The organism is Tenacibaculum sp. nBUS_03 (assembly GCF_051201695.1).
Classification (GTDB): domain Bacteria; phylum Bacteroidota; class Bacteroidia; order Flavobacteriales; family Flavobacteriaceae; genus Polaribacter.
The window spans coordinates 3,623,633-3,638,850 of sequence record NZ_CP179214.1 but is presented as its reverse complement, the minus strand read 5'-3'; the positions used below and the strand labels follow the sequence as shown (position 1 = coordinate 3,638,850).

The following is a 15,218-nucleotide window of genomic DNA, read 5'->3' as shown; positions in this document are numbered from 1 at the left end:
TCTACACATGAATTATAATTGTCATTAATTTCGTCATCAATATTAATTGATTTTATATCTGGTATTATGGAATCAGTAAAACAATGGGAAGGAAGCCAAACAAGTTTTTATCTATCATTTGGTATTCTTATTTGGTCTAACTTAGCGTCTTCTATTCTATAACTTTTTCTCTTTGTAATATGGTCAGAATATAATGACTCGTCTATACAATAAATGGTTTCTCCTTTTTTCATATTAATACCAACGTTTTGGCTAAGCTGCGTTTTAATGCAGTTTAGGTGGTGTTGTGCGTTCGTTTTTTATTCGGTTTATAATTTTAAATCCCAAATATTCTTGCAGTTTCGGAAATTTATATCTGTAATACTCATTCCAATAACTTATCATCCGACTTTCGGTCTGTTGCCAATACTTAGGATTCTCTTCAATAAATGAGTAGTAATCACTTATTGTCTTCTCATTTATGTGTTCGCCTAAGACTTCTAAAATTTCAAATACATATTCTCCTAGTAACTGAATTGTAAAAGGAATTATCCATTTATCGTCCTTATGGACTAGCTTTTTAAGCCTCTTTTCTCGTAGGTATCCATTGTGATGTCTTAAGAAAATGCAGTTCAGAATGGATTTCTGTCTGTCGGTCAAATTATTTTCATAATCAATGTCTGGCTCGTTAAAGTATAGCCTATAAGGAATTGTCAGTTGTTCCTTGTTCACGTTAATCGTCAACTCAGTCGGATGAATGAGATTCTCAACTTTATGAAATTGACCATCACAAAGCTTTACGTCATTCTTTTCGAGTGGCAATATTTTGATAACCGACTCAACGTCCGATTTGAGTTCAGTCGGAAAGGATTTAAGAAGTCTGTCCTTATATTCTTTTGTTCTATTTTTTGTCAACCAACTCAGCATTAGTTCTTATATTAATTTCGAACCGTCAGTTCTATCTCCTCACATCCAATCCTTATTACTCTTCCATCTTCAAAAAACATAATTAAATCGTCATTAATTTTTGGTTTAAACTGTGGGATAAACCCATCATTAATTTCCCTAGAGTCGCTTGGGAAAAAAGTGATTTCTCCAAGTCGTTCGGTGTCTTCTTTTAAAGCTTCACTGTCTCCATTTTCATAATATTCGTATGAGACATTCTTAAATTCAAACATTAGGCTTTTGAATTCGTCATTTTTTACCCAATCACCTGTTGTTCTTTTAAAGTCCACCGAAATGTTATTCCCGTTTTTTGAAAGTTCAACGAAATCAAAATTATTATGAAGGTCAATATGAGTTCCATTCAATTGAACTGCATAGTTTTCTTCTATTTCAAAATTTGTTTTCATTCGTTTTTATTAAATGACGCACAACGGCTCGGCTATGGTTAGTTCGGGATTAAATTAGTATTTAATTTCGGATTAAGCGATTAGCCAAAACTTTTTATTTTGTTTTATCTTTTTCTTGTTCTAAAGCCCGAATTAACTATAGCCATTGTTATAAGCAGTTTTTTATTTAATCCAATTATCCAATATCGTTTTTTCAATCCATTTCCCTTTTTTTAATTCATAAGTCATAATAACTCCACCACCACATAAAGGACCACAAATTTTTTCGAAATAAATTATCGCAATAATTCTCTAGTTATTATAAACTTGTTGAATAAATCAATTTGGAGTTGGAGAAAATCTTTGTCTGTTATTTTCAGTTGTTCTCCAAGGTATAATTTTAATTCCTTATCTGTTAATTTCCATTTAGACTTTTCTAATATACAATTGGGATTAAGAAAACTATTTTTTTTATGAGCCTTTTCTTTTTCTAACAATTGTTTAATGAATTCTGTTGTTATTTTTTGGTCATAATCTTTACTTATCAAAACTTCCTTAGTGGATAGTGAATTGTCAGGTTTTTCATTTTTTAAATCTGTTTTGCAAGACAATGAATGAATTAGAATAAATAGTGATATGAATATTTTTTTCTTCAAATTGCTTATAACGTTTTGGCTAAGCTGCGTTTTAATGCAGTTTAGGTGTTGTTGTACTGCGTTATTTTTTGTCAAATTCATTTATCAGATTATGTAATTTGTCGTTTTCGGAAACTCTTTCAATCCATTTTCTGGCTGAAATTCCGTGATTATTTATTTTATCCAGTTCAGCTCCACGATTCAAGAGTTCTTTAATAATCTCAAATCTTAATTGGTTGACTTCTTTTTGTTCTTCTCGCCAAGTCAGTCCGTATTCTCGAATTGCTGTAAATATTGGACTATTTCCATGTTTTTCCTCAACAATATTTACATCGGGATTCCCTTTTCTTAATAATAGTAAGGATGTTTTCGAAAGATTATGATAAGCAAGAGAGATATGTAAAGCATTAAATCCATCATCATTTTTCCAATTCACATCTGCTTTTTTGTCAATTAGATAATTAATCAATTCCAATTGTTCATTCGAGTCTTGAAATTCGGATGAGTAATTAACTGCATTAATAAGAATTGAGTTCGAATTAGATGAATCCAAATAGTCGTCTATTCCTATTTTTTCTCTTTGAATTAATTCAATCACTTTTTGTTTGTTTGGTTCGTAAAGTGCTCGAAAAAGTTCAATTCCAAAATCCTTTTCAGTTTTATTTGAAGAAAACAAACTTTTGAATAAACTCATAGATTCTTTATTGATTTTAATGCTGTACAACGGTTTGGGCTATGGTTTCGTTACGGAATGGTGCGCAAATATCATTCCGCCGTAACCATAAATTTAGCAAAAAGGCTTGAAATTCAGAATAGTAATTTCAGCCGTAATGAACTATAGCCGTTGTTGTGTTTTAGTGCTTTTATATTTTATTATTTTCCAAATTATATGTGTTGCAATTCCAGCTATTGTTCCGAAAATCCAAAATCCAAGTGTTATTCCGAGAACTGGCATTCCGCAATTAATTCCGTCAGGCCTTGGTTCTGGGTAAAAAAATCTTGGTATTACTAAAAAATAACAAATAAGAAAAGTCAGAAGAATTAGAAATTCTGGAATTTTTTGTCCGTATTTACGATTCAGATAATACAATCCAAACTGAACAAAAGAAATTCCGATAAGTAAAACTATAGTCATTTAATTCAGTTTTTGTTGAAGTACAAACCTCTTTCTTTTGTTTCGACATTCTCAATGATTAGTTTTATACCATATGAGAAAACGATTCTTGCTGTTCCTCTATTTGTTTTTATTATTCCGCTTTCAATTTCAAAACTGTTTTCTCCTAACCAATCTCCAATGTGAGTTCCTTCTCCATATTTCCAATCTTGATTTTTTATATAATTATCTGAATTAATATAGAAACCATAAATGACAACAACTCCGATTAAAACAATTAAAATCTTAAATACTTTTTCCATTTTTTAATTCATTTTCAGCATTAAACACAACGGTTTGGCTATGGTTAGTACGGGAATTAAAAATACTGAACTTTCGATTAAGCACTTAGCCAAAACTTTTTATTTTATTTTATCTTTTCATTTTTAAATCCAAATCAAAAGATTTGGCGGACTTGGTTTAAAAGCAATTACTTTTGGGTTAAGTGCCAAAACCCGTATTAATTATAGGTTTTGTTAGCATAAGTTATTTTATTCCTTTACGTTAAATTTAGTTTTGAATTTTTCTGCACTTTTAATTAAATAGATACTATAGCAAAGAGCTCCAATTATAGCTAATTTAGCCATAATTCCAGTCCTAAAAAGAATCGGGTTAAATATAAAATTGAAGGTATAAATAGATAATAATAAAATTAAAGGAATAAGAGTGTAACGAATTGGATTTTCCTTAATCTTATATCCGAAAAATGCAATAATAGCTGTTATTATTAAGTTTATAATTATATCTAAAAAAGTACTTCCGATAGTAAAGTATCCAAAAATTATAAAAAATAGATTAATGCCAGCAATTCCAAATAATATTTGTTGACTTCTTTCAATAGAATCACTAGAATCAAATATAACTCCTTTTTTGTTTATGAATTTTCCTATGTGAATAGCTCTTTCTTTTTCAGTTCCTTTAAAAGGAAATTTACAATTTTTACAAAATTCAATCTTTTCAATCTGTTCAGATTTACAAGCTGGACAATTTATGTTTTCCATTTTTCTTATTTATGCTAACGTTTTTTGTATGATTAGTTGCGGTTTTTCCCCAAATGTAAATAAAAATCTTGATTTTCGGTTTTAATGAAAACCTTCTAAAATAGCGTGAACATAGCAATTAATTATACATTTTGTTGTGTGTAGTATTTTTATTCGAAAGCATCTCCAATTTTCTCAAAATTTCTTTCATTCCAATACCAACTTTCTCCTTTTCCTCTACTGTGGTATAAGTTCCAAAGTAACTCGGTAAAACTCTTTGCAACGATTTCAGACATTCCTTCCTCACCGTGAGTTGATAAATAACTATCGTAACATTTTCCAAAATTTTGATCTGTCAAGTCAATACTAATATATTGGGCTAATTCTGGACTTTTTGCAATTAAAAACCATTCATTCGTCATATCTTCTTCAAGTTCTTCCCAAATTACATCATCTTCTGGATAAAGATATTTATTAGTGGAAATAAATTCCTCTTTTCCAACTATTTTTACTCCAAAAGCTTCCCTTTCAAATAAACTAACTCCATTAGTTAGTCTAAAAAATAAATCTAAATCATCTGGAATTTTTCTGTCGATAATTATTTCTGTATTCGGTTCAAGAATTTTACAATTTGAATCCTTTGAAATTAATTCGATAAGTTCTTTTAATTTTTCCATTTCTAATATTACACACAACGGTTTCGGCTATGGTTAGTACGGAATTAAAAGTAATGAATTTTCGATTAAGTACTTAGCCAAAAAATTTTATTTTATTTTTCAATTTTAAAGACGAATAAAAAGATTTGGCGGTCTTTATAAAAGAAACTAAACTTTGGATTTAGCACTAAAACTAGTATTAATTATAGCCATTGTTAGCTATAGTTTTTGCTCAACATTCAATTCCATTTTTTTATATTTTTTCTGAAAGATTATAATTTCATTTCCAATTGAAGTTTCAGGTAAAATTATTTTATAAGTTCCTTTTGTATTCAGTTTTTTAAATATTTCAAGCGGAAATCTAGTCGATAATTTTTCTATTGTAATATCTTTTTCGGAAATTAAATATTCATATAATGATTTGTATAAAGGAAATGTATGTATTCCTTTAAAATTTGAGATTTTACCATCTTTATATGGAAATATTAGCGGATTACTTATATCTATAATATCTAAAGCAATATGATTATTTGATAAATTTATTAGCTTGATAGATTTATTTGTAAAAAGAAATTTTCCGATATCCTTTCTTGATAAAATTTTATAATTTGATTTAGAAAAAGCCTTTAAAACTATATCTAACTTAATCTCATTCTTATTCTCATCTAAAATTTTGAATTTATATTCTAAACCACCGTGTATTTCTTTCCACTTCTTGTTATTACTATAATCAAATATTCCAAGATTACTTATTAATGAAGAATTATCGATATTGATATTAGAATTTACAATTTCAATACAATAATTTCTTAGATCTAAAGAACCACAGTTGGATGCAGTAAATTTAGATTCTAACTTTAGGTAATTATTTTCATTTTCACAAACAATTTGAGTTTTTAAATTGTTCTTAATATCATTTAAAATATTACCTAATTCATTTAATCGCTTGTTTTTTAAAAGAGGTCTATAATCTATGTCATAGTTTGTGATTATTTTTTTCTCTTTTTTTAACGATTTGTCTAAATCAATAATAAAAGTGTAAATATCTAGAATATTTTCTTTTGTGATTTTGTCAGTTTTTCCACTAAAAATAATTTCAAAAGGATTAGCTTGTTGAGATAATGTAATTGTGGATATTAGTAGGGAAATTATTATTAATCTTTTCTTCATCTTTTTAATTATAGCTAACGTATTTGTGTATGATTGGTTGCGCAATTTTAGTGTAAAAATAATTAAAATATATGAAATTAATTGTCTGCGAGATTTGTCCGAAGGAGCAAATCCGTAAGCAATTAATTATACATTTTGTTGTACACAGTTTTTAATTCACCTTTTTTAATTAATTCAATTAGTTTGCATTTTTCTTTTGATTCAGTATGTTTAATAAACTCATTTCCAATTGCTAAATAATTATAAAGAATATATTTTCTAGTAGAATCAGTTTTTATTTCAAAAATACTTTCTCCATATTCATTTATAGTGATTTTCTCCGAACTTTTATAGAACCAATTTATTTGCCTTAATTTTCCGTTTACATCTTTTAAATATACTCGATAATTGGATTTGTCCAATTCCAATTTTTTGGGATAAAAAGCAATTCCGTTTTTATCAAAGATAATTTGTTCACGTTTATGTTTTTTCTCAAAGCTCTGTCCAAAATCAATATTATCTATTATAATAACTTTTCCACTAAAATCTGATGGTAAAATTAAATCTACTTTTTGTTTGTCAGAATAGTATAAAGAGATTGAAGATGCTAGATTATATGAAGGATAAAACAAAATTAAAGGAACTAAAATCCAAAGTAATTTATGTTTAATTTTTAGTTTTCCAAATAGAAGTAAAATCGCACCAACAATATAAATCGGAAATCCAATTATAAATCCAAAAAGAACAAAAAATGGAATTAAAAATCCAATAACCATTAATCCTATTCCAATTTTGTCAATTTTGCTCATTTTTTAAATTCTGTTCGGATTTTGCTCAAATTGTGTACAACGTTTGGTATAATATTAGTTGCGTGTTTTAAGTACTAAAGTTAGTAAATAAATCACGAATAGAAAATCTGTGAAGACTTTTATAAATATGCATTTACCAGCAATTAATTTTATACGGTGTTGTAACCAGTATTTTTATTTATTCATACTTATTAATTGATTTGCTACATTTCCAATATTATGAGAAATAAGAGCAAGTAATATACTCCCACTTTTAATTGTTACAAACCCCCATATCATTCCGTGAATTAATGTGTTTAAAAAAGGATAACTATTAAACGTTAATTCATAAGATTCATTCAGAAAAAGTCCGTGTGCCATTCCAAATAATAATGAAGTGATAATAATTGCAGGGTGGAAAAAAGTTTTTGAACTTGGTTTGAGTATTTTTACTAATAACCCTAGCATAATTCCACGAAAAGCTATTTCTTCATCTATTCCAGGCATTGTTAATTGAAAGAGAATTGTTTCTGGATTCCATTCTTTTGGGGTGTTATAGATTAACCCCATAATTGTTTGTATTAGGAAAAGTATTGAGATTATAACAACTCCTTTTTTTAAGAACTTTTTATTTTGATTGAGAGTTAAATGATAGTCTTTTAATTCAAATTTTCTATAAAGTAACAAAAATATTATTGAGCCTAAAACAGCAAATATTTTACCATTCCAATTCCAATTCCCACCAATTATCCTTAATTCTTGAAATTTCAATGGAAGAAATAGAAGAGTACTATTTAAAAGGAAGAAAATTGAAAAAGCAAGCAAAATTTTCAAACTTTCCTTTTTTTTGTTTTTCATAGTTAGGAAAATAATTGGTAGTACAATTATTAAATGAATAGTATGTTCTAAAATTGAGTTTATCATATTGGTTACAACTCCTTATATAAAGAATAAAGTTCTCGTTTATCCGATTATTCTTCCGGATAAAAGGAACTTTTGTTCCTCTTTATCTTTATTTGTTAAGGTGCTTTTTTTCACAAATATAACTTTTACAATTAATTATTTAAAGACAACAACAACCTTTTATTCCTTTTTATAAAAATCAAAAAGTTGTTGTTATCCTCAAATTTTACTTACCACAATTATGTCAAAGAACTTTTCCGTTTTTTAGGTATCGGAGAACCTACACTTTCTTTGTAAGCATCGTATAACTCTTGCTTTCTTATGTATTGGTTAAAACTATCTTCTTCAGAGAAATAATCCTCAGCCCACTCTATGCAATTATCTCCTATTTGCGCTTTTAAATTATTTCTAGTAATATTATCCATAGGAGCCTTAAACTCATTATGAATATTTGATAAATACAGTTGACAACAAAGAACTGAGGTAAAAACCAAATAAAAATCCTTTAATTTATAACCAAAGTACTTTTGTACTCTCTATTGAAGGGAACCCCGTTTTTAACAATTGAAAAAGCTTGTTTTAATAGTTTGTTACACACTGCTATTAAAGCAAGTTTTTTACTCTTACCTTTGGCAACAATTCTATCATAAAGTGCTTTACAAGCTTGGTTGTATTTGCAAGCATTAAAACTGCACATAAAAAGTAAATTTCTCAGTTTTGGATTTCCCATTTTACTAATTCTTGGTCGTCCTTTAACACTAGTTCCACTTTGTCTTATTATTGGAGTCAGTCCAGCATAACTACATAACTCTTTAGCACTTTGAAAACGCTGAAATCCATCGGTAAGTACTAGTAACATTAAAGCAGTTTTATTACCTATTCCAGGAATGCTTTTTAGTAAAGTTAATGATTCTTGGTATTCTTTTTTTACATTTTCGAGTAATGCCTTTTCTAAAACCTCAATCTCCTTTTCTAGGTTTTTCAAACTCCTTTTAATAGATCTAACCACGCCTTTTGCCGGAGTACCTAATACTTCTTCTCCATGTATTTTATTTTTTAATTGTGTGCTCTGTTTACTGTAAATACTGAGCATACGAGTTACTTGTAAGTTTTCTTGTTGTTTTTTTGATTGCCCAGTCCACAGTTTAGGTTCGCAATCTTTTGCATATTGCTGAATCATTTTTGCATCACTCTTATCAGTTTTTATTTTCGATAGATTCATTTGGATATAGCGCTTAATTTTCAAAGGATTAACCACACAAACTCCGATACCTGCTTCAAGTAAAAAATATGCTAAACGACTATGGTAATACCCTGTGGCTTCCATAACGCAAGTGGAATTTGTAGCTAATAATTTTAAAAACTTTTTAAAGCCTGAACTGCTATTGGTAAACTGATAATGGGCTTTGTTATTGTCGCATACATCAAAGACGTCTTTACTAATGTCTATTCCTAAATATTTTATATCTTTATTCATAAGAAAAAAGGATTGTAAAGAGCCACTCTATTGTGAATTCAACAACTTGAAATCGAAGTCTAAAGCTTCATAGAACTGAACGAATTTAACATAGAAAAGAGTAGGGATTATCAATGTTGACGAGATCATAGTCTCTGTGTATAACATAACCTTATTCCACTCTTTGGTTCTTTATGATTAAATAATTATTTTAATAAAATGCTAACTTAAGTTGTATTAAGATGTTATAAGTAATTGCTTGTTATCGGATACTTCTGAAAATCTTCGCTGATTTTCTATTCCGTTTGTATTTACTAACTTTAGTACCTAAAACACGCAACTAATTTTACACAAAACGTTACTTGAAAAACATGAAGCAAAGCTTAACATACTATATAACCCTATTAGTTATTAAGTTAAAAGGTATTAAAAGAAACTTTAGCAGTTCCCCTATAAATTTCAATAAAATCAGAAAGGAAGATGTGCAACAACCAAGTAGTAGTTTTTTCAAAAAAAATATATTACGAACTTTTAAAATTTCAGACTCATTAATTACAGAAATAGGGGTAAACAAAAGCTATGACAACTTGCTAATTTTCATCCACGGTGGAGCATTTATTTCTGGCCCAGCACAACATCATTGGGACACGGTAAAAGAAATCGCAAAAAAAACGAATTATAAAATTTGGATGTGTGATTATCCAAAGGCTCCAGAAAATCAGATAACGAAAATCTCTGAAAATATTGATACAATATATTCTTACGCTTTAAAAAACCATGAAGCAACTCATATTTCCTTTATTGGAGATTCTGTTGGTGGCACTTTAACAACTGCATTGATTCAGCGGTTAATTAAGAATAAAATAGAATTACCAGCTAAAATAATTCTTGTTTCTCCTGTGATGGACGCAAGTATGTCTAATCCCGAAATTGAAACTTTAGAAAAAATAGATCCAATGCTTTCAAAAACAGGGGTACTGAGTGCTAAAAAGATGTGTGCTGGAAATAAGGATTTGAAAGATCAAATAATTTCTCCTTTGTATGGAGATTTTGAAGGGTTTCCTCAAACGTTTTTATTTCTTGCCCAAAACGATATTATGTATCCTGACGCAAAATTAGCTGAAATAAAGATGAGGAAAAATAATGTAAACATTGAAGTAATTGAAGGAAACAATATGCCGCATATATGGCCTTTTCTACCAGTAATGAAAGAAGCCAAAACTTGTTTAAATAGCATAATCCAAATAATAAAAACTAACCACAATAACATCTAAACTGTATTAAAACGCAGCTTAACCAAAACCCTAGGTACAATAACAACTTCATAAAATTGAAAAATATAATAACAAAAAACATAGCAGGAATTGGTTGTGCTATATTGGTTATAGTACCATTCCTATTGATTGGAATTGGTACTTTATACATAAGTTTAAGTAATTTATATTTACAAATCAAAACTAATGATTGGATTCCTGTTGAGGCCCAAATTAAAGACGTTAAACTTATTTCAACCCCACATGATGATGGCTCTTATTCATACGAAACAAAATGTACCTACACCTATATTTATGAAAATATAAACTATACGAACAATATTATTTCAATAGGTTACGGAAATAATAATACCGAAAACCATCAAGAGTTATATAAAATATTACAGTATACGAATATATTAACAGCATATATAAACCCTAACAAACCAAATGATTCTACTTTGGCTAAAGGAATAAATTCAACAACAACATCATTACTTATTTTTTCAATTTTATGGAATGGTTTTATATTCGTTTTTTATAAAGCTAAGAAATATAAAAAAATAATTCCCTTTTTCATCCTTATTTTTATTAGTGGTTTTGTAATAATAATTTCAGGAATATCTCATACTAACTTTAAGGAAAAAATAACTATAATTGACAAAAAGAGTGAAAAAGAAATAAAACAAATTGAGGAGGAGTTATTCTATAAAGCTATTGAAGAACATGAGAAAAATAAATAAAATGGAAGCAAATTGATTACAGACGAATTTAAATTTGGAATCTATCCTTTCTTTGACAGGGCTAACCGAAAAAGAATTATAATTTTAAAGCAAACAACAACTGGTATAAAAAATTGCTAAATTCAATAAAATCCAATATTTCTAAATTATAAATAACTTAAATTTAAACTTCGAAAAATTACGTTTCCAAAAACGCAACTTTCCTTACCAAAAACCATTGACTTTAATGAAAAAACAAATTTATCTCAGATTAAAATATATAATCAAACAAAAAATGAAATTGAAAAGAATAGTTCTTTTTACTTTTTTCAACATAATAGTCCTTAATACTTTTAGCCAAGAAAGTGAAAATAAACAGGAACAAGGATATGTAAAAAGTTATGACTTGCTAAAATCAATACAAGGAAATTGGAAATTAGTGCATCTTTTGGTTGATAATATGGAAGTAGATTGTGAACACCTTGAAAAATCTCTTTTAAAACAATTAGATACTGATAAAAATAATCAAGCAATGGTAACTGAAGAATTTAATACTATATGTAAAGCTAATGAGAGTAAAATTATTAACGTATCGCACAATTCTATTGTAGATAAAAACTTAAATAGAATAACTTTTTTCAAGCTAGATAATAATTTGGAAGAAAACATAATTATTATTGATAAAAAACAGAATAAAGTTAAATTGAAAATTATAAAAATAAACGATACCTATTTTAAGTTATTACACTCAAATAAAAAATGGTTAAAATTCAAAAGAATCACTGATTAAATAATAGAGTTTTAGGAAAAGAATGATACACAAAATTAAGAAACTACATACAACACAAGGGTATAGTTCATTGCCGCTCTGAACTAATTTTGAAAAGGAAATGTTAAATCTAGGTTGACGATTTATTTGCAAATTTAGAACTAAAATACCATAACAAACCATACCCAAAAACGGTATAGGCAACAACTTAAAAGCGAAGCCCTAAGCTTCGTAGAATTAAACATAGAAAAGAGCTGGAATTATCAATATTCAAGAGAGTGAAATAATAAGGTATATCATAATCTTATTCCACTCTTTGTTTTTTTATGATTAAGTTTCTAATGTAATAAAATACTAACTTAAGAGAAGTATAAGTAATTGCTAATTTTAGCGTACTTATAAAATTTCTTTGGAATTTTTTATTCGGTTTTATTTGCTAAATTAGTTGCTCAAAACATACAACTAACCATATACAAGAACGTTAGCTTCCATTACAAATAAAAAAGAAATATGAAACAAAAAAGAAATTGGAAGAAATATGCAATGGAATTTATCTCCATTTTCGTAGCTGTTATCTCTGCTTTTGCTTTGAATAATTGGAATGAAAATCGAAGAGATGAAAAAGCAGCAACAAAAATATTGACAGAAATATCAAATGGTCTTCAAAAAGATTTAAACGATATAAAAATAAATATTGGAGGTCATAAAGAAGGAGTCCACTCTTGTAAATATTGGAGAAAAGTATTATTAAATAAAAATTTCACTCCTGATTCACTGAATCAATATTACTTAGCATTAACAAGAGATTTTTTTTCAGTTCAAAATAAATCTGGATATGAAACACTAAAATCAAGAGGTCTTGAATTAATAAAAAATGATTCTTTAAGGTTTCGCATTATATCATTATACGAATACGACTATCAGTCATTAAAAACAATGGAAGAGAATTATTTTGAGATGCAATTTCAAGAAAATTACTTTAAAGATTTCAATAGAGTAATTGCTCCAAATTTTGAATTTGATAATAGAGGAAACATAAAAAAAATGAATCTTCCTTTAAAGATTTCTAAAAAGGAGAAAAAAATACTTATGGCGTATTTATGGAAAATTCAACTTAATAGAAATTTCATATTGTATTATTATGCAGATATGGAAAAGAAAATTCAAATTTTAACACAAAACATAAAAAAAGAAATAGAAAACGAAAGTTAACTTTACTACTTAAAATGCATAACTAAGCTTATACAAATTCATTGTGCACAATTAAAACAGAGAACATGAATAATACTAAAAAATTAATTTTGTTTTTAGCTATTTTATTACCAATAATAAGTAGTTGTAAAAAAGAGGATACTAAAAATCCAAAGGAATGCTACTCAAATAATGATGCACAATCCATAGTTCACGATGGTATCAGTAGAGAGTATGTTTTATATATACCCAATTCATATAATGGAACATCCCCTACTCCACTAATGCTGAATTTTCATGGGTTTGGAGGTAGTGCAAGTAATTATATGGAAGAAGCAGACATGCGCTCATTGGCAGAAGCTAATACTTTTATTCTAGCCTATCCTCAAGGTAGTTGTTTAGATGGTTTATCTCATTGGAACGCTTGCCCTTTAGGTGGAGATAACAAAAGTAATGCTGATGATTTTGGGTTTATTGAATCTATGATTACAGAGATTTCATCTCAGTATAATGTAGATATGAAGAGAGTTTATGCCGCAGGATACTCAAACGGAGGCATGATGGCATATGGACTTGCCAATTATAAAAGTGATTTAATTGCTGCAGTAGCATCCGTTTCCGGAACAATGTTAGATTGCACAAGCCCTTCCAGTCATCCTATGCCTGTAGTACATCTTCATGGAACTTCTGATAGCGTTCTCCCCTACAATGGGAATAGTGAATGGAACTCTGCCCAAAGTACCTTGGACTATTGGATTAATTTTAACAATACAGTTTTAACCCCTACGGTAACAACTGAAAACAATATTGAGCATGCTGTTTATGATCAAGGAGATAAATTAGTATCTGTAGAACATTACAAATATATTGGAGGTAGCCACGTTTGGTTTAATTCAACTTTTCAAGGTCGAAATACATCCGAATTAGTTTGGGATTTTGTATCACGATATGACATAAATGGATTGAGATAAAAAATAAAAGTGTATAATACTAAACTGAGCTAGAAACCAACTAAACATTAATTGCAAAGTTCAGTAACCTTTTAAAAGCACTAACTAATATCAAAACCAACAATTTTTAGTTACATTTGGTAAAAAAATGCTACTAATTATATGCGAAACATTCTACAATGTATCTGGGCAATATGCTAAAATAAAATGAAAGTACTTAATATCCATCAACGTATAATAAATCAACCAAAAAATAAAGTGTCGGAAATATTAAAAACACTGGCAACTGAAAATGATAAAATTTGGCCAAAAGAAAAATGGCCTCCAATGAAATTTAAAGGTGGAATCAAAATTGGAGCTAAAGGTGGGCACGGACCAATAAGATATTTAGTAGAAGAATATAATCCGAGTGAAATAATTCAATTCAGATTCTCAAAACCCAATGGGTTTAATGGAATTCACAAGTTCGAGATTAATGAACTCTCGAAAGAAAAAACCGAAATAAAGCATACGATTGATATGAACACTGTTGGGAAAGGAACGTTAATATGGATTTTTGGAATTCGTTCTTTACACAATGCTTTAATCGAAGATGGCCTAGATAAACTCGAAAATGAATTCCTTGAAAATAAAAAATTGTCCAAATGGAATTTTTGGGTAAGATTTTTAAGGAAACAAATAGCGAAAAGGAAAAATAAACCAAATTAACAAAATGCGTTGTACAACAAAGACAACCGTTGTACAGCTGTCTCCTTTTAAAAGCACTTACTTATAACAAAACCAACAATTTTTAGTTAAATTTGGTAAAAAAATGCTGCTAATTATATGCGAAACATTCTTCTTAATGTTGAATAAATCATGAAAACCTGTCTTTTAATTTCTCTTTTATTTATTTTGATATCTTGTAACACATCAAATGAAAAACAAAACTTAGGAAAGAATGGACTTACCTTTGAACAACAGCAAATAGTACTAGAAAAAATCGGGCAAATTTACTATATGAAAAATTGTAAAATATGTCACGGTAAAAAAGGGGTAAAAGACCAATTCATTGAATATGCAATAAAGAACGACCGATACGAATTTGATTTTTTGAAAAGATATTTAACAAATCAAGATAGCCTTCTAAAAAATGGAAATAAAACTGCCTTAGAACTAAAGGAAATATGGAACAACTCTCCATATATTCATAAGTTTGAGATGAATGAAAATGAAATTAAATCAATCATTTATTACTTAAAAAAATAAAAAATACACTACAACACTTAAACTGCATTAAAACGAAGCTTAGCCAAATCGTAAG

At 28.2% G+C, this 15,218-nt stretch carries 21 protein-coding genes; 7 read left to right on the top strand and 14 right to left on the bottom strand.

Annotated features, from left to right (window positions below):
- Window positions 1–107: 107 nt before the first annotated feature.
- From ACMFBB_RS16585 to ACMFBB_RS16520, 14 genes are all read right to left on the bottom strand, one after another.
- Window positions 108–233 carry a hypothetical protein gene (locus ACMFBB_RS16585; protein ID WP_435261853.1) on the bottom strand — a complete coding sequence of 42 codons (126 nt, stop codon included), beginning with the start codon at window positions 231–233 and terminating at the stop codon, window positions 108–110.
- Window positions 234–264: 31 nt separating this feature from the next.
- Window positions 265–723: a hypothetical protein gene (locus tag ACMFBB_RS16580; protein WP_435261852.1), complete on the bottom strand. Its 459-nt coding sequence runs from the start codon at window positions 721–723 to the stop codon at window positions 265–267.
- Between the two features lie 194 nt (window positions 724–917).
- Complete coding sequence (locus tag ACMFBB_RS16575) at window positions 918–1,331, bottom strand: hypothetical protein (protein WP_435261851.1); 414 nt, start codon at window positions 1,329–1,331, stop codon at window positions 918–920.
- A 275-nt stretch (window positions 1,332–1,606) separates the two neighbouring features.
- On the bottom strand, window positions 1,607–1,966 hold the full coding sequence (locus tag ACMFBB_RS16570; protein WP_435261850.1) for a hypothetical protein: 360 nt from the start codon (window positions 1,964–1,966) through the stop codon (window positions 1,607–1,609).
- Between the two features lie 61 nt (window positions 1,967–2,027).
- Window positions 2,028–2,639, bottom strand: coding sequence for an ankyrin repeat domain-containing protein (locus ACMFBB_RS16565; protein WP_435261849.1), 612 nt, complete (start codon window positions 2,637–2,639; stop codon window positions 2,028–2,030).
- Between the two features lie 141 nt (window positions 2,640–2,780).
- Window positions 2,781–3,080 carry a hypothetical protein gene (locus ACMFBB_RS16560; RefSeq protein ID WP_435261848.1) on the bottom strand — a complete coding sequence of 100 codons (300 nt, stop codon included), beginning with the start codon at window positions 3,078–3,080 and terminating at the stop codon, window positions 2,781–2,783.
- Between the two features lie 5 nt (window positions 3,081–3,085).
- A complete protein-coding gene (locus ACMFBB_RS16555) occupies window positions 3,086–3,361 on the bottom strand; it encodes a hypothetical protein (RefSeq protein ID WP_435261847.1) in 276 nt (91 codons plus the stop codon).
- A 228-nt stretch (window positions 3,362–3,589) separates the two neighbouring features.
- Window positions 3,590–4,099, bottom strand: a complete 510-nt coding sequence (locus ACMFBB_RS16550) for a hypothetical protein (RefSeq protein WP_435261846.1) — start codon at window positions 4,097–4,099, stop codon at window positions 3,590–3,592.
- Window positions 4,100–4,248: 149 nt separating this feature from the next.
- The gene (locus ACMFBB_RS16545) at window positions 4,249–4,755 is read right to left on the bottom strand and encodes an SMI1/KNR4 family protein (protein WP_435261845.1); all 507 of its coding nucleotides are present in this window, start codon (window positions 4,753–4,755) and stop codon (window positions 4,249–4,251) included.
- A 198-nt stretch (window positions 4,756–4,953) separates the two neighbouring features.
- A complete protein-coding gene (locus ACMFBB_RS16540; RefSeq protein ID WP_435261844.1) occupies window positions 4,954–5,904 on the bottom strand; it encodes a hypothetical protein in 951 nt (316 codons plus the stop codon).
- 122 nt (window positions 5,905–6,026) lie between these two features.
- Window positions 6,027–6,692 (bottom strand): hypothetical protein, encoded by a 666-nt coding sequence (locus ACMFBB_RS16535; RefSeq protein ID WP_435261843.1) that lies wholly within the window; start codon window positions 6,690–6,692, stop codon window positions 6,027–6,029.
- Window positions 6,693–6,866: 174 nt separating this feature from the next.
- Window positions 6,867–7,505 (bottom strand): CPBP family intramembrane glutamic endopeptidase, encoded by a 639-nt coding sequence (locus ACMFBB_RS16530; RefSeq protein WP_435261842.1) that lies wholly within the window; start codon window positions 7,503–7,505, stop codon window positions 6,867–6,869.
- Window positions 7,506–7,813: 308 nt separating this feature from the next.
- Window positions 7,814–7,999: a hypothetical protein gene (locus tag ACMFBB_RS16525; RefSeq protein WP_435261841.1), complete on the bottom strand. Its 186-nt coding sequence runs from the start codon at window positions 7,997–7,999 to the stop codon at window positions 7,814–7,816.
- Between the two features lie 80 nt (window positions 8,000–8,079).
- Window positions 8,080–9,051: an IS110 family transposase gene (locus ACMFBB_RS16520; RefSeq protein ID WP_435261840.1), complete on the bottom strand. Its 972-nt coding sequence runs from the start codon at window positions 9,049–9,051 to the stop codon at window positions 8,080–8,082.
- A 350-nt stretch (window positions 9,052–9,401) separates the two neighbouring features.
- Between ACMFBB_RS16520 and ACMFBB_RS16515 the strand changes: the two genes are divergently transcribed.
- From ACMFBB_RS16515 to ACMFBB_RS16485, 7 genes are all read left to right on the top strand, one after another.
- The gene (locus ACMFBB_RS16515) at window positions 9,402–10,304 is read left to right on the top strand and encodes an alpha/beta hydrolase fold domain-containing protein (RefSeq protein WP_435261839.1); all 903 of its coding nucleotides are present in this window, start codon (window positions 9,402–9,404) and stop codon (window positions 10,302–10,304) included.
- Between the two features lie 56 nt (window positions 10,305–10,360).
- Window positions 10,361–11,026 carry a DUF3592 domain-containing protein gene (locus ACMFBB_RS16510; protein WP_435261838.1) on the top strand — a complete coding sequence of 222 codons (666 nt, stop codon included), beginning with the start codon at window positions 10,361–10,363 and terminating at the stop codon, window positions 11,024–11,026.
- A gap of 274 nt (window positions 11,027–11,300) precedes the next feature.
- Window positions 11,301–11,795, top strand: a complete 495-nt coding sequence (locus tag ACMFBB_RS16505) for a hypothetical protein (RefSeq protein ID WP_435261837.1) — start codon at window positions 11,301–11,303, stop codon at window positions 11,793–11,795.
- Window positions 11,796–12,284: 489 nt separating this feature from the next.
- The gene (locus ACMFBB_RS16500; protein ID WP_435261836.1) at window positions 12,285–12,986 is read left to right on the top strand and encodes a DUF6090 family protein; all 702 of its coding nucleotides are present in this window, start codon (window positions 12,285–12,287) and stop codon (window positions 12,984–12,986) included.
- 65 nt (window positions 12,987–13,051) lie between these two features.
- Complete coding sequence (locus ACMFBB_RS16495) at window positions 13,052–13,936, top strand: extracellular catalytic domain type 1 short-chain-length polyhydroxyalkanoate depolymerase (protein ID WP_435261835.1); 885 nt, start codon at window positions 13,052–13,054, stop codon at window positions 13,934–13,936.
- A 186-nt stretch (window positions 13,937–14,122) separates the two neighbouring features.
- Window positions 14,123–14,623 (top strand): hypothetical protein, encoded by a 501-nt coding sequence (locus ACMFBB_RS16490; RefSeq protein WP_435261834.1) that lies wholly within the window; start codon window positions 14,123–14,125, stop codon window positions 14,621–14,623.
- A 150-nt stretch (window positions 14,624–14,773) separates the two neighbouring features.
- Window positions 14,774–15,163, top strand: coding sequence for a c-type cytochrome (locus tag ACMFBB_RS16485; protein ID WP_435261833.1), 390 nt, complete (start codon window positions 14,774–14,776; stop codon window positions 15,161–15,163).
- Window positions 15,164–15,218: the final 55 nt, after the last annotated feature.